Origin of the sequence: Chryseobacterium sp. WLY505 (assembly GCF_030846215.1) — a bacterium.
In the GTDB taxonomy this organism is placed as follows: domain Bacteria; phylum Bacteroidota; class Bacteroidia; order Flavobacteriales; family Weeksellaceae; genus Chryseobacterium.
Map to the genome: position 1 here is coordinate 423,365 of NZ_JAVCWI010000002.1, position 14,905 is coordinate 438,269.

Here is a 14,905-nt window from a genome sequence, read left to right on the forward strand (position 1 = left end):
CGTACAAGGCAAAGAGATGGATTTTATCTGTATATTTTATTCTTATGGATATCCTGATCATTTTGGATCGTTTTATGACCCAGGAATATTTCTTAGAAACTGTTACAGAGTAATTGGCCGGGAAAATTGCAGAATAAGAGATTCTCAGGCGGTTAATGACTCTATTTCTGGATTATAATAAAAGTCCTATAATTTATATTATGTTAAATTGTATATTGTTTGAGTTTCAAAAATTCACAGAACATGTTAGATTTCATTATTTTACACTTTTGATTATTACATCAGATTTTCAAGTATAATAAACTCTATCTCAGGTTTTAATCTCTTCTGCAATTGCTTTTCCTAAATCCGGAAGTTTGTTAATGCCACAATTGATCTCTTACTCTTACAGTCTACAAAATAAAATGCCGGATTAAGGAATCTTTACATTAAGCCTTAATCCGACATTTTTGAAAGCTGTTGTAAGCAGCTTTTTTATTTATTTAATTTTTCTAATTCGGGTAACTCTCTTTTATATTTTTCAGCGTCCCAAACTAAATCCCAATTTTTAACATAATCAGAGATTGGACCTAAGCCAACTTCTGTTCTTCTTTTATCTACATTGTCAGGATCAGTTAAAGGTAAAACATAGTAAGTATTATTGCTTTGATTGATTCCTATCTGACTGCCGTAGATTTGTTTTCTGCCTTCCCGGATTTCTATTCTGTCAATTAACAAAGCTAAAGAACCCGGACTTGCATTTCCTTTTGTTACCGCTTCTTTCATCATCGGCAGATATTTTTTCTGCGTTTCAAGATCTGAATGCTGAATGACAAGAAATAATGCGCTATTGGCTTGTGCACCAACTTTGTCTTTACCCACCCAGCCTTTTTCATCTAATATTTTTTTTATTTTTAGTAAGTTAATGGAGTCTTTCTGATTGGTGATTTTCCAAAGTTCATTCATTTCTTTAGAATTTGGACCGAATTTTTTCTGAGTGTCATTCATTTGCATTCTGTATTTTTGGTCTTCCTCAAGAATTGCCAATAATTCAGCCTGCAGGGGTTTGTCATAATTTGCTTCTATGGCCGCTATTTTTTTCTCTAACTTTTCAACGGTTTTCCCCCACTCTTTTTTTGGATGTAAATTTTCGAGATCAGTGTCAGATTTTAGGTGCTTCAGATTGGTCCAGCCTTTTTCTATGGATAAGTTCAGCCATTTAAATGCTTGATTTGTATTTCCTGCCAAGGATGATGAGCATGCGCCATTATATAAGTGACTTGGATTTTCGCTTTCGATTTTAAAAGCCTTATTATATAAATCTGCAGACATTTTATAATCTTTTGTTTCATATAATTTATTTGCTTCACTTATTAATTTTGAATATTCCTGAGCATTAATGCTTGTGAATAAAAATAATAACAACAAAGCATAAATAGTGTTTCTCATTTTTTCTGTATTTAATTCTTAAATTTTTGATGGTTACGTTTTGTTTTCAGGCTCAGCTTAATTGATATAATTTTTACAAAGCCATTTATGCTACGAATATAAAGTTTATTTTGATGACTGGATTGTTAAGAGATCATAAAAAAAATTCATCCTAAGTTTTGGATGAATTGATGAATCTTTTTTTTAGATAAAATTTTAGCATGTTTTAAATTGAAACGTGATCTTAAAAAATGCTTTTACATAAATCTCTTACCTGTTAAACGGATATTCATTAATCCAATGAAAACTCCTCTTGTTTAATGGATAATCTTCCTTTTTCTTTCTTATTGCTTTTATCTTTAAAGAATCACGACCCTTATTTCCTGTAAAAATGATACTATCTTTTTGAATATTGTAATGAAGATAAGCATACAGGTCTTGTTGATCCACTTTGCGAAGCATAAGTGTCTTATTTTCAGTATCTACAATGCTCTTAAACGCTTTAGTACTGTCATTGTTCAATATTACTTTTGTCCGGCTTGGAGAATTTATCAATATTTTTTTCCAGCCAATGGAATCGTTGCATGGTATTTCCTGGTTGTTTATGATAAATTGATCCACAATATACGCGCCCTCCATCGGAGCGGCCGGAGGTGTATAGAATAGTGCTGATGAAGAGCTCAATATGAAAAAAGCTATTACAAGCCATTTGAATCCAATAACTGTAATACTCTTCCACTTTTTGTTGAATGTTCTTCTTTGAAGACGTAATTGCGATGGCTGATGCAAGATAAAAAAACGATATAAAGCCATTGCATCACCGCTTACAATGAAGAGACAAAGTAATACAATATGACTGGAAAATATTTTAACCGGCACATCATAAAAAAAATTCAACAGAGCAACATTAATCATCACTGTCATGGAAAAAAGCGCACCAAAAGTTTTGGTTCTCCTGAAAAGAAGCAAAAGTCCACCCATAACTTCCAACAATCCGGAAACAAATGTATACCCATCGGAAGATCCCATCATAGTCCATACCATACCCATTGGCGACATATCTCCCACTTTTTCTTCCAGTCTGCCAATTGAGTTAGGAGGAAACTGTCCATCATGTAGTTTTGCAAAACCGTACGAAAGCATTATCATAGCTACATAGTAACGTGTTACTACTACTGTAAACCAATGAAGATCTTTAAATGTCCGCTGTTTTTTATCTGCGAGAAGTATACCGAATGCAGCCACTACTGCTAAGCCAATATTGACAAGCACTACCCAATAATCTAATGTAGTATCGCCGCTGCCAGTCATTGTAATATATTCTACCTGCGTTTGCTGAAAAATATTTTTACACAACCACAAGACTCCACTCTTATGTATTCCTTCTAAAGGTGAAAACTGAGAAGTAAAGATAAAAAGATACCCATAAGAAATAACAAACAAATGCAGGAAACGTAGTACAGCATTATATTTTCTTTGATTGGGAGAACTAATCGGTTTTGTATCCATATTAACAATTTTTATTTAAGATAAGAAAGACAGCATTTGATCGTATACATTATGGGATCGTTTTTGGTATATTTTGGATGAAATTTAAAAGCTCTATTATTTATTCTCTGTATCAAAGCCAAGCTTCTTTCTAAATTCAAGCATTAGTTTGTAACTTTCTTCAATTGGAACTTCCTTCTTTGATATTTTATTAATATCCATACCTTGTTCCGTCCATAAGTAAGGGAAAAAGCTAAATACTTGGTCACCTTTAAGTTTTAATACATCTTTTTTCCAATTTTCCCATCTGTATTCTTTATAAAATTCATCCAGATTTTTATTAAAGCAAAAATTCAGAAATTCGGTGTAAGTAAGGTCAAGAGGTTCATATTTCAAATTATCGGGTGCCAAATAATACACTTTTCCTAAATCGTTTCCAAGTCCACCACCATTAAGCATGAAAATACCACCTATTACATCGTCAGCAATTAATAGATATGGAATTGGCTGTCCATAATCCTCAAATGTTTTTCCTCTATTCCATTCCGGCAATGATCTGCTTACCTTATCACTGCCTGAGCCAAGAATTCTTATCCAGCCATTATCAATCAAAAGTCCTCCTGTCATGTATACAATTGAACCCATTGGAGATCTGGTTGTAACTTGGGTTTTATATAAGGCATCTTTTGCTTTGTTGCTATCCACGGGTAATATTTCCACTTTATTTTTTGCGGTGTCTATCCATTCTTTTACAAGAATCCAACCTGGATCTTTATCGTTTATTAATTCATCAATAGAGCGCATTTTTGTTTGTCCGTAAGTTGTTAATGAGAATAAGGCTGATATAATAATTGTCAAACATCTTATCATGCTGTATAGTTTTGTAAAATGATAATTGATTGTATACATTTTTCTGTCATTATTTTACCTCAATTTTATGATAAGCAATCCATCGCTTGAGATTCCCCACCATTCTTTTTAAATGATCTTCATTCAGGAAAATATTGGTCCAATATTCAAATCTGTCGCACTGAACACTTATATAATAGTTCATAATGGCCAGACATGCGTAAGGTAAAAACTGTTTCTCTTCATGACTAATTTTAGTGACAGTTTCATAGCCTCTTATGAAATGATCTGCTTTTGCCTCATACTCTTCTTGGTGCAAATGGGTTGTAAATAACTGAAATAGAAAGTAAGAGATATCAAAACATAAATAACCGTTTCCGCAAAAATCAAAGTCAAAGAATGTGATTTCTTCTTCGTTATCAATATGTAAATTATCAAACCAGACGTCTAAATGAACTGTTCCATATCTCATTTTCTGTTGGTCTACATTGTCCAATTTTATCGTTAAAAAATCGGAAAGGTTTTCTAAAAATTCAATTTCGGTCGTGTTTTTACTATAGAATTTTTTTGTCTTTGCAACAGGGTTCTTGAGCAGGTTTTGAGCATTGTAAGACATTCTCTTCAGTTCGACATTTTCTGTTGATTGTTGAACTTTAGCTAATGCTTTTCCAATCAGAAAGCTTGTTTCGGGTGAAAATTTTGCTGTCTTTATACCTTTAGCATATGAAAATAAAACACCAAATCTTATTCCTTCCGGAGCTTCAATTTCCTGGATAAACTTGTTTGATTGATCTGCTATGGGAAAAGCAACTTGTCGGTCTGCCACTTTCAGATGAGTAAGAAGTCTTAATTCTTCGTGAATTTCTAATTCAGTTCGCCAGTGATGGGTATACACTCTAAAAACGTATTTGTTTTCGCCATCATGAACGATGTATAAATGGTTCATTGCAAGCCGAAAGATGCTGCATTCCGTTTTGTCGGTGAGTCCATATTTTTCTTGAATAAGTAGACCAAGTCTATCAGGTGAAAGCGTGCTGTTGATTGTCGGAAACTTCTCTGTCATTTAATTCTCGTTCGTAGCTGGTTATATAGTTTGTGCAATTTCGTTAACATTTTTCGATTTTACAAGTAAAAAGCTCCAAAGTACAATGACTTTGGAGCTAAATTTAAATAGCTAACCTTTCGGCTGTTCTACTATTGCTTGGTGATTTTATGGAAAAAAGTATCACCTTTAAAGATATAGTCTCCTGAAGGATATTCAGTAAGATCGATGGTATTTTTCCCTTTTCTAAACAATATATTTTTAATGAGGTTACCGTTATTATCATATAAATAAACATTTTCGTCTACTGAGGATTCCACGTTGATCACTCCTGTCGTTGGATTAGGATACGCGGAAGTTTTCGTTTTTGGAGAAACTTCTCTTGTTGACAGAAAACAGCCGGAAATATAGGAATCTCCAATAATATTAAACCCTTTGTTGATCAGTTGGGCTCTCGCCAGCATCGCTTGCGGAGTAGAATAAACCAAACCTGTTGCATCTATAGTTCCGGACGTTATTGTGGAGTTCGCCCAGGTCGGATTATTATTCAGAGCGATGAGAAAATTGCTGTAATTCGTACATGATAAGCCGACATTTTTTAATCCAAAATAGATTGAATTCCCGCTGAAGTTCTGAAGCTTCATATTCCATGAAGAAATATCCTGGTCAAAATGTGAAGTACCTGCAAACATATTAAATCCGGCGAAATAATCAATCTTACTTACATCCCAGTTTCCAATGGGCTGATTGAATGATACTGCATTTTCAAACATGTGCTCAAAATCTGTCACTTTACCTGTATTCCAGTTATCAAGTGGCTGATTAAATGTTGCTGCGTTATAGAATGTATAGCGGAAATTAGTCGCATTTTCTGTATTCCATGAATTTAACGGCTGGTTGAAAGCTGTGGCATCTGCAAACATAGAGGAGAAATCAGTTCCGGACATCGTATTCCAGGCAGAAATATCCTGATTGAAAGAAGTGGCAGAGGAAAACATGCTGCTGAAATTGGTTACTTTTGAGGTATCCCAGTTTCCGATATTCTGATTAAACAGCGTTGCCCCGCTGAACATACCGCTCATGTCCGTAATATGGAATGGATTCCAGTAAGAAAATGAAGTATGGCCTGTTAAAGATGAACAGTTAAGGAACATTTGTGATAAACTGGTTACCTGTGTTAAATCAGGAGTATCTGCAGCTGTTATGTTAAGATTGGGACAGTTGGCGAATGCTCTGTCGAATTGCTGAAGCCATGTCGTATTTCCCCACTGGCTGAGTTCTATGAGTTCCTGATTTCCACCCGTAGGCATGATTTCGGTATTGGCCCTGAACCCATAAAATGATCCGTTACCGCTGAATACTTTTAATTCGTAAGTGGCCTGCAGAGGATCCGGATGGAATGATGGCCCAAAATAGATGAGTAGAGGTTCATTGCTGCTAGAGGTTACATAATCAAACATCCCGTTATGCTCAGGATATCCTACTTCTTCCCAGTGAATGGTGTAATCGGTTCCTGTGCCGCCGAACCTTATAGAATGATCGATAATGCCGTTTGCATTGGGTTTCCAGATGGTCGTAAATTCATTCTGCGCATAGGAAATGCAAAATAAAAGGAGAAAAATGATTATTAGTTGTTTTTTACACATAATTTAAAAAGGTATTTTAAGGTTAAAATTGGGTTGGCTAAGACAATTAATTTCCCGGGATTCTTTATCTTATCTCTAATGCAAAGGTACTGGCGCACAGCGACAAAACTCGTCGTATTAAAATTTTTTCCTTCTTTTTCCTTCTTTTTTTTTAATTTTTTCTGATTGATTTTTTATATGAATACACCGGATAAAAGCGAACAGAAATAGTTTGCATTCGACGGCTGATTTTGTATAAATAATCCCCCCAAAAAAAATCTGCAGCTATTAATTAATAATAACTGCAGACATGTGATTGATTTATATTGTTTTTTCCACGCCGGCGAAAATACTAATGCCGGAAAGCGAATGATAAATTGTAACCGAGGATTCTATAGGATATTAATTTCATATCGAATTGATCCCTTTATTTTTCATTATTTTTCAGACATTTTAAGTTGATCAGCTTCTTCTTTCCATTTTTTTGCCTGAACGTCATCTCCAACTTTTTGATACAAACGGGCCAGAGTATCGACATTATAATAGTTTTTATTTTTCCTTACAGATTCTTGTGCCCATACAATCGCTTTTTCCAAAGAAGATTTTGTATTTACATTTTCAGAAAAATACCATGCTGCTTTGGAAAGGTCTTCATCGCTGACTGTAGAATATTCTTTATAAGCTTCAAGCATTAATGCTTCGAAAGTCGCAATATCTTTTTGTGACAGAGCGTTATAAGCCTTACATTTCAATAATTCCTTTTGCGCTTCTTCTTTACTTAAAAACTTGCTGGCTTCAGCCAGAGAGCTATCATCAGTAAATTTATTTGGATCATGTTGAAAACGATAGAAAAGAGTGTTTGTTTTAATTTTTTTATCTATAGTATTATACTCTTCTTCCGAAATAGCTTTTAGGATAATTGATTTTTTTTCCTGGAAAAAATTATACAGTTGAGATGCTGTACCAATGATATTTGATGTTAATAATTGAACATCAGCTTTATCTATCTGAGTTTTAGAATTGAAATACCTTTCAAAAACCTTAACTGCAAAATCTTGATCCGACCTAACAGTTAAATTTATCAGATTTTTCAAAAAGTCCGGGTTATTTTCTCCTTTCTCAAATTTCTCTTTGAGTGTCGAAAGATTTTTATTAGGATCCTGTGCATTCTTTCCGACTTGAATAAAACTATTTTCATCGTGTGAGCCTGAATCTCTGTATATTTCTTTACCTGTACTATCAATAAACAGGTATGTTGGATAAGAACCGATCTTATATTTTTTTGCCAGTTCAATTCCCTCTCCTTTTTCCATATCAATTTTTACATTAATAAAATTATCATTATAATAATTTCCTACATTGGAAGATGGAAAAACATTTTTTGCCATTAATTTACATGGTGCACACCATGAAGTGTAGGCATCAATAAAGATAAGTTTATTTTCTTTCTTAGCTTTAGCTTTAGCCAAAGAAAGGCTGGTTTCTTCAAATTTAATTCCCTGAGCATAAAAACATGCTCCAAAAATGATTAACGATAAGATGATTAACTTTTTCATACTTTTTTTATTTAGAATTTTTATTTTTTTTGTAATAATTCACTCCGCATTCCAGGAATTTTTTGAAATCCTCTTTAGACATATATCCTGAAACAGGAGCGTTGATGACTTTTCCGTCCGGAGTGATTAAAGCATAGTGAGGTTGAGAGTTATTATTGAAGTTCACCTGCTGGAATAAACTCCATCTGTCTCCAATTGTATTTACTTTTTTGATTTGTCCGTCTCCAAGGTCGATTTTGGTTTTCTGATCCTCAGGAAGTTCTTCTTTGTCGTCTACATAGAGAGAAGCCAGTACTACATCGTTCTGAAGAATCGATAAGATATCCGGATCGCTCCATACAAATTCCTCCATTTTTCTACAGTTTTCACACCCGTATCCAGTGAAGTCGACCAGGATGGGTTTGTCTTCTTTTTTGGCCCTTTCTACTGCTTTGAAGTAGTCGTGTTCCGGATGCATTCCTAAAATCCCGTCTTTTTCATTATGGAAATAGCTTACGTTCATTGGAGGTAAAATTCCACTTAATAACTGAAGTTTCGGACGGTCAGATGGGATTAACCCCTGAACCAGATAGATCACGAAACCAATTCCCAATACCCCTAATATTTTTCTGGTGACAGAGATTTTAGGCTTTTCATCATCATGAGGGAATCTGATCAATCCTAATAAATAGATGGCTAATCCTAAGGCGATAATAATCCAGATCGCAATGAAAAGTTCTCTTTTTAAGAAGAATGTTTTGGATACAAGGTCTGCTTTAGACAAGAATTTCAATGCTAATGCCAGTTCTACAAACCCTAAAACAACTTTTACCGTATTCATCCATCCTCCTGATTTCGGAAGACTTTGTAATGCCTGCGGGAATAAGGCCAGCAATCCAAAAATAATCGCCCACGCCATTCCGAACCCTGCCAATGCAAAAGTCAACAGCATCGGAACATTGGATGAACCTGTTACCGCACTTCCCAGTAAACTTCCTAAAATAGGTCCTGTACATGAGAAAGAAACAATCACCAGGGTCAATGCCATGAAGAAAATACCGATAATTCCTCCTGCCTCTTCTGCTTTGGAAGATTTGTTGGCGATAGAACTTGGTAAAGTAATATCATAGTACCCGAAGAAACTTCCGGCAAAGAAGACGAATATGATAAAGAACGCAATGTTCAGCCATACACTGGTAGAAATCTGGTTGAAGATATTTCCGGCAATTCCATCAATAATATGGAAAGGAATACTTAGTAAAACAAAGATCAGAAGAATGAAAAACCCATAAATAAGAGCATTTCTTTTCCCTTTGCCTTTGTCTTTACTTCCTTTGGTAAAGAATGAAACGGTAAGTGGAATCATCGGGAAAACGCAAGGTGTAAGCAAAGCAATTAATCCTCCGATAAATCCTAAGAATAGATACGTCCAGTAGTTTTCATCTACTTTGGCAGAGGCAGTACCACAATCTGTCAATGGTTTTTTGATATCAATGCTTTCAATTTTCAGCTGCTTAGGATCCAGTTTTGACGTTTTCGTGATCGAAGTTTCTGTTTTTGCAGGCCTTTTAGTAATGATCTCCGTTGTTTTTACAGAATCTTTTACAGGGCCAGTTTTTTGCTCCGTTACAGTATTTTCTGTTGCTCCCTTTGGTGTAACTTTTTGATTGAATTCCAAAGTATTGGGAGCCAGACAAACTTTGTCGTCACAGGTCTGATACTTAATCTCAGAAGTGACGTCTGCGGGTTTTGTCGGATCTTTTAATTTAAATTTCTGCTTAAATCCGACAGAATTGGAGTAATAAAGGATTTTTCCCCCAAACGCTTCAGAAAACTCTTCATGCTTTTTACCTACTTCGGTAAATTTTCCGATCAACTCAATATTCTTTCCTGTTACTTTATAATCCGTTGGAATTCCGGTATCTTTCGGTAGATCTTTAGAGTAAATGTGCCATCCGTCATCCATGGTAGCATTCAACACTGCTTCGTATTGATTATTCCCCAGGTCATTGATGGTGAATTTAAACTTTACAGGATTTTTTATCTGTGCATTAATTCCTATTGTTAAAAATAGCAGAATTAATAAAAAACAATTTCTAAATTTCATTTCAAGACTTATTTTTGATTAATTACAATACAAACTTAAATACACTTTATCAGTAAAATTGTTAATCGATATTTAACTAGTGTTAACTAGTGTTAACCACTGTAAATCAAAGGGCAAATAAATTGTACATTTGTGATACAAAAACATGTTGACAAACTTTCTTACTCTAACCTTAATTGCAGAATAAAAAGTGAAAAAAAAATTTAGAAAAGTATTTTTAATTGTTTCAATTACAGCCACCTCTATTTTGGTTTTCCAACTATACTGGGTCTATAATTCATATAAAACAACAGAAGAAAATGTAAAAAACAATATTGAGAATATATTGAAGAAAAGTATTGACATTTATGAATTAAAGCAATTTGATACATTGCCGGTAATAAAAGATGATGATTCTTTTCTATATTATGTTACGAAAAAATATCCTGTTCGGGGAAGTAAGAAGAATTTTTCAATTATGCAGGATATACAAATACCCGAAAATCAATTAGATAATGTGAAGAAAATTTTGTCTCAACTTATTTCATCAAATAAATCAATTGATTTAAAGGATTTAAAAAAGATATTGAAACAAGAGTTGGCTAAAAACAATATTCCTCTCGATTTTGATCTTACTTTTAGCAATAATCAAACACCCCTGAAAGAAACTTACTATGTACCCGTTCCATTTTCCAAAAAAGATTTGTTTATTAAAATTCGAGTTAAAAATTTAGATGGGTATCTGTTTAAACACAACTTAATTCCTTTATTAATTTCAATGGCTCTTATTGTTTTATCTGGGGGAAGCCTTTATTTTATGGCTCTTACTATAAAAAGACAATCTAAACTGGATGATGTTAAAAACGACTTTATCAACAATATGACCCATGAGCTCCGGACTCCGATATGCGTACTAAAATCATCAAATGAGGCCTTGTTAAACTTTAATGCAATTAATGATGTGGACAAGGCAAAAAAATACCTTACTCTCAATAATGATATTCTGAACAAGCTTGATCAAAATGTAGACAGGATACTGGATATTGTGAAATACAGTGATCGTTCAAGTTCTGCCAACCTTGTTGAAGTTCACTTAAATGATTTAATTCTAACCATTGTCAATAGATTTACTATTAACGAAGACATCAAAATAAAATATATCAATACACTAAAAGAGGACAGTTTTTACACTGATCCCTATATTATCCATACGGTACTTTCTAATTTGTTGGATAACGCGGTAAAATATGCAGGTACTACGGAAGATATTCTTTTGGAAGTTTCTCCAGATAAAAATGGAATTCAATTTTTAGTTGAGGATTACGGTAAAGGTATTAATTCCGAATACCTTCCTTATATATTTGATAAATTTTTCAGGGTTCCTACAGGAGATCTTCATGATGTAAAAGGTTATGGATTGGGTTTGAATTTTGTAAAGGAGCTTGTGAATACATTAAATGGAGAAATTACCGTTAAAAGCAAATTAAATTTGGGAACCACTTTTATTATAAAATTTCCACATATATGAATACAATAAAAGTTTTATTAGTAGAAGACGAAGCTATGTTAGCAATGATCATCAAAGAAACTTTAGAAATGAATGGTTTCGAAATAGACATTGCAGGCGACGGTGTAGAAGGCTGGACAAAATTTAAAAATAGACAGCCCGATATTTGTGTAGTGGATGTTATGATGCCCCGAAAGGATGGTTATTCTTTGGTTGAAGATATCAGGAAAATAGATGATCTGGTTCCTATTATTTTTTTAACAGCTAAATCACAAACTGCTGATGTTATAAAGGGATTGGAAATTGGGGCAGATGATTATATGAAAAAACCCTTTGGGATGGAAGAGCTTATGTTAAGAATAAAAAAATTAATAAGAAGATGTTCGGTAAATCAAGGGGAAACTAATACAGCCAACTTAGTGGATAACACAATTGGTAAGTTTCATTTTGATTTTAAAAAACTTGAAATTGTCCTGGGAAACATTACAATTGATTTATCCCAGAGAGAAGCCGAATTATTACATCTGCTGCTTATTAACAAAAATCAGGTACTGGAACGTAAAACAGCCTTGCTTAAACTATGGGGTGATGATAATATTTTTGCGGCACGAAGCATGGATGTCTATATAACACGACTGCGTAAATACCTGGCTCTTGATCCGACAGTAGAAATATTAAATATCAGAGGGGTTGGCTTCAAGTTAATTGACTGATACGATTTTCAAACTATTGGTCTCATTTTGCCTGAGCAATAATTGAGCTGTTCGCCAAAAAAATAAAGGGCGACCTTTCATATGCATATCTCTTGATGATCTTAAAAATAAAAACCGCCCTGAAAAGAGCGGTCTGTTTTTTACATGTAATGCTTGCTGACTAGCAAGTTGATCCGCACTCAAGTAATTTGATGTGGATTACCCCATTCACAACACATTGTGTCTGGCATAAAGCGTTAGTTACAACAGTGCTTACACCGCCAACTACTCCACCTACTGTAGATCCTACGCCAGTAACTACACCACCAACGATAGTACCTACACCGCCTACTACTCCACCTACTACGCCTCCTAGTCCACCTAGAAGACCACCGATTGGATCTAGTAATCCGTTACCTGAAATAGCTTTTAATTCGTTTCTGTCCAATTTTTTTAAGTTTTTCATAACTATAATTTTATATGATTATTACATCACGAATATATGAATAATAAGTTCATTATTACAAATTATTTTCAATAAATTAATTATATGTTTTTATTATTTAATATTTCATTAATATGATTGTGTTTTAATAAAAATATTGTTTTCACTTATATGTGATTGATTTTCTAAAAGTTAAAAATAATAACTCAATTTGTGGAATTTAGAGTTATTATTTTTGCATTAAATACTCTTTATTGATGTTTATTTTTCAATATTAATAGAAGCTGTGTCATTGAACCTGTAAATAAGCTTTTGGTAAGGAAAAACTGATCATTTGAAACACTCCCGTGGAGTCATTTTCAGGAAAATGGAAAAAAGAAAGCTAAAATTTGTGTTCTTCCGGTAGTAAAAATCTTTCTGTTTATTGATAACGGGATCAAATTTTGTATTTTTGCTGACATACTTATATCAATGTCAGTTTTTTCAAATAATATACGCTTTTTAAGAGCCAGGAGAAAGCTCTCCCAACAGAATGTAGCCGATGAACTCATGATTTCAAGAGTCCGGTACTCAAAATATGAAAACGGAATTTCTGAACCACCAATCGAGCTGCTGGTGAAAATTTCAAAATATTTCCACGTAAGTATTGACCTTATGCTGTCTGTAGATATTGAGAAGCACCCGATAGATGAAATGCTAAAGCTTCCCGATAACAGAATTGTTCTTCCGGTTGCGGTGGATAATCATGGAAATGATACGATAGAAATTATTCCTCAGAAAGCTTCAATGGGGTATCTGGAAGGTTATAGTGATATAGACTATATCGAAAGTCTTCAGCGTATTGCTCTTCCTTTTCTTACCAATGGAAAATACAGAGCGTTTCCTGCAGATGGAGATTCTATGCCTCCGTTCAGGAACGGATCGTATATTGTTGGAAAATATGTAGAAGGAATCAATGAACTGAAGCAAGGTAAAACCTATGTTTTTGTGACCTTAAATGATGGAATTACCTACAAGCGTTTTAAAGAAAGAAAAGAAAATGCCATCTGTGTAAGTGCTGACAATTCATTTTATGAGCCTTATGATATTCCTTTTGAAGAAGTAGTGGAAATCTGGCAGTATGCTTCAGGAATTTTCCCAGAAGATTTTGAACCAGGCGATTATGAAAGCTACAATTTTAAAGAGATGTTCCGTGAACTGAGACAGGATATCCGGGATCTTGATAAAAAGGTTTCAGGCCGACGCCGTAAACAATCTTAATATTTACAATAGTTATTAATATACTCCCGGTTTTTACTCCGGGAGTTTATTATAGATGAACTTCTCTTATTATAAATGATCCGATAGCTCAACCCACACGGGAGCATGATCACTACTTTTTTCCCAACTCCGTACATGACTGTCTACTCCACCGGAAGCCAGTCTAGGCTGAAGATATGGGCTTAATAGAATATGATCTAATCTCATTCCTGCATTGCGGTCGTACGCTTTATACAAATAATCCCAGAAGGTATAGACTTTTTCGTCCGGATAGAGACTTCGTATAGAATCAAGCCATCCTTTTTTCTGAAGATCTTTAAATGCTTTTCTCACTTCCGTTCTGTATAGTGCATCATTTTCCCAACGTTCAGGTTTATATACATCCATAGGTTCGGGAATGATATTAAAATCACCGATAATGATGGCAGGGAGTTCCATTTTGATGAGCTGGTTGGTTCGTCTCTTAAAACGTTTAATCCAGGATAATTTATAATCAAATTTAGGTCCGGGATAAGGATTTCCATTGGGAAGATACAGGCAGCAGATGACCATTTGATCAATAATAGCCTCTATATAACGGCTTTGAACATCGTCTGTGTCACCCGGTAAAGCTCTTTGCACCTCGGTGATTTCTCTGTTTTTTGCCAGTATAGCTACTCCGTTCCAGCTTTTCTGCCCTTTCCATATCGCCTGATATCCAGCTTTATTGATTTCCTGTACAGGGAAACGTTCCTGTGGAGCCTTTAGCTCCTGAAGGCAGACGATGTCTGGTGAAGCTTCCTTCAGCCATTTGAGTAAAACAGGAAGCCTGCCGTTGATTCCGTTCACGTTATACGTTGCTATTTTCATGATGAAGCTTTTTAAAAAATCAATTCTTTTTAATTACGACAATAATTATTCCATCATAAATATCTATTATCTGATGTTTTGTGGAATAATAATCTTAAAAAAATAAGTTTTGATGAATAA

General features: G+C 34.2%; 12 protein-coding genes. 3 read left to right on the forward strand and 9 right to left on the reverse strand.

All coding sequences use genetic code 11. The features are described from left to right. Positions 1-474 precede the first annotated feature (474 nt). The 7 genes from RAH34_RS07385 to RAH34_RS07415 all read right to left on the reverse strand — a co-directional run bounded on the left by RAH34_RS07385 (position 475) and on the right by RAH34_RS07415 (position 10,053). Positions 475-1,428: a DUF6624 domain-containing protein gene (locus tag RAH34_RS07385; protein ID WP_306595670.1), complete on the reverse strand. Its 954-nt coding sequence runs from the start codon at positions 1,426-1,428 to the stop codon at positions 475-477. A gap of 249 nt (positions 1,429-1,677) precedes the next feature. Then, positions 1,678-2,916, reverse strand: a complete 1,239-nt coding sequence (locus RAH34_RS07390; RefSeq protein ID WP_306595671.1) for a hypothetical protein — start codon at positions 2,914-2,916, stop codon at positions 1,678-1,680. A 96-nt stretch (positions 2,917-3,012) separates the two neighbouring features. After that, positions 3,013-3,804, reverse strand: a complete 792-nt coding sequence (locus RAH34_RS07395; RefSeq protein WP_306595672.1) for a DUF2625 domain-containing protein — start codon at positions 3,802-3,804, stop codon at positions 3,013-3,015. 10 nt (positions 3,805-3,814) lie between these two features. After that, positions 3,815-4,690, reverse strand: a complete 876-nt coding sequence (locus RAH34_RS07400; protein WP_306595673.1) for a phosphotransferase — start codon at positions 4,688-4,690, stop codon at positions 3,815-3,817. 248 nt (positions 4,691-4,938) lie between these two features. Beyond that, positions 4,939-6,432: a BspA family leucine-rich repeat surface protein gene (locus RAH34_RS07405; protein WP_306595674.1), complete on the reverse strand. Its 1,494-nt coding sequence runs from the start codon at positions 6,430-6,432 to the stop codon at positions 4,939-4,941. A 416-nt stretch (positions 6,433-6,848) separates the two neighbouring features. Next, positions 6,849-7,967, reverse strand: a complete 1,119-nt coding sequence (locus RAH34_RS07410; RefSeq protein WP_306595675.1) for a thioredoxin family protein — start codon at positions 7,965-7,967, stop codon at positions 6,849-6,851. Positions 7,968-7,974: 7 nt separating this feature from the next. Next, positions 7,975-10,053 carry a cytochrome c biogenesis protein CcdA gene (locus RAH34_RS07415; protein WP_306595676.1) on the reverse strand — a complete coding sequence of 693 codons (2,079 nt, stop codon included), beginning with the start codon at positions 10,051-10,053 and terminating at the stop codon, positions 7,975-7,977. A gap of 190 nt (positions 10,054-10,243) precedes the next feature. Here RAH34_RS07415 and RAH34_RS07420 point away from each other — a divergent pair, with 190 nt between their 5' ends. Together RAH34_RS07420 and RAH34_RS07425 are read left to right on the forward strand one after the other, a co-directional pair. Further along, the gene (locus RAH34_RS07420; protein WP_306595677.1) at positions 10,244-11,560 is read left to right on the forward strand and encodes a sensor histidine kinase KdpD; all 1,317 of its coding nucleotides are present in this window, start codon (positions 10,244-10,246) and stop codon (positions 11,558-11,560) included. Further along, positions 11,557-12,252, forward strand: coding sequence for a response regulator transcription factor (locus RAH34_RS07425; RefSeq protein ID WP_114820247.1), 696 nt, complete (start codon positions 11,557-11,559; stop codon positions 12,250-12,252). The genes RAH34_RS07420 and RAH34_RS07425 overlap by 4 nt, the downstream gene beginning before the upstream one ends. Before the next feature lie 160 nt (positions 12,253-12,412). Here RAH34_RS07425 and RAH34_RS07430 read toward each other — a convergent pair whose 3' ends face one another. Then, entirely contained in the window at positions 12,413-12,679 is a 267-nt protein-coding gene (locus RAH34_RS07430; RefSeq protein WP_164720325.1) for a hypothetical protein, read from the reverse strand. 468 nt (positions 12,680-13,147) lie between these two features. Here RAH34_RS07430 and RAH34_RS07435 point away from each other — a divergent pair, with 468 nt between their 5' ends. Then, positions 13,148-13,936, forward strand: coding sequence for a LexA family transcriptional regulator (locus RAH34_RS07435; protein WP_306595678.1), 789 nt, complete (start codon positions 13,148-13,150; stop codon positions 13,934-13,936). Positions 13,937-14,005: 69 nt separating this feature from the next. On the opposite strand, the gene xth is transcribed toward RAH34_RS07435, so the two are convergent. Then, complete coding sequence (gene xth / locus RAH34_RS07440; RefSeq protein ID WP_306595679.1) at positions 14,006-14,785, reverse strand: exodeoxyribonuclease III; 780 nt, start codon at positions 14,783-14,785, stop codon at positions 14,006-14,008. Between the last annotated feature and the right edge of the window lie 120 nt (positions 14,786-14,905).

What these genes read in the sequence shown, in the direction of transcription:
- RAH34_RS07425 (WP_114820247.1), top strand. Translation starts at nt 11,557, where the DNA reads ATGAATACAATAAAAGTTTTATTAGTAGAAGACGAAGCTATGTTAGCA.
- RAH34_RS07435 (WP_306595678.1), top strand. Translation starts at nt 13,148, where the DNA reads ATGTCAGTTTTTTCAAATAATATACGCTTTTTAAGAGCCAGGAGAAAG.
- RAH34_RS07390 (WP_306595671.1), bottom strand. Translation starts at nt 2,916, where the DNA reads ATGGATACAAAACCGATTAGTTCTCCCAATCAAAGAAAATATAATGCT.
- RAH34_RS07410 (WP_306595675.1), bottom strand. Translation starts at nt 7,967, where the DNA reads ATGAAAAAGTTAATCATCTTATCGTTAATCATTTTTGGAGCATGTTTT.
- RAH34_RS07400 (WP_306595673.1), bottom strand. Translation starts at nt 4,690, where the DNA reads ATGAACCATTTATACATCGTTCATGATGGCGAAAACAAATACGTTTTT.
- RAH34_RS07385 (WP_306595670.1), bottom strand. Translation starts at nt 1,428, where the DNA reads ATGAGAAACACTATTTATGCTTTGTTGTTATTATTTTTATTCACAAGC.
- RAH34_RS07415 (WP_306595676.1), bottom strand. Translation starts at nt 10,053, where the DNA reads ATGAAATTTAGAAATTGTTTTTTATTAATTCTGCTATTTTTAACAATA.
- xth (WP_306595679.1), bottom strand. Translation starts at nt 14,785, where the DNA reads ATGAAAATAGCAACGTATAACGTGAACGGAATCAACGGCAGGCTTCCT.
- RAH34_RS07395 (WP_306595672.1), bottom strand. Translation starts at nt 3,804, where the DNA reads ATGTATACAATCAATTATCATTTTACAAAACTATACAGCATGATAAGA.
- RAH34_RS07405 (WP_306595674.1), bottom strand. Translation starts at nt 6,432, where the DNA reads ATGTGTAAAAAACAACTAATAATCATTTTTCTCCTTTTATTTTGCATT.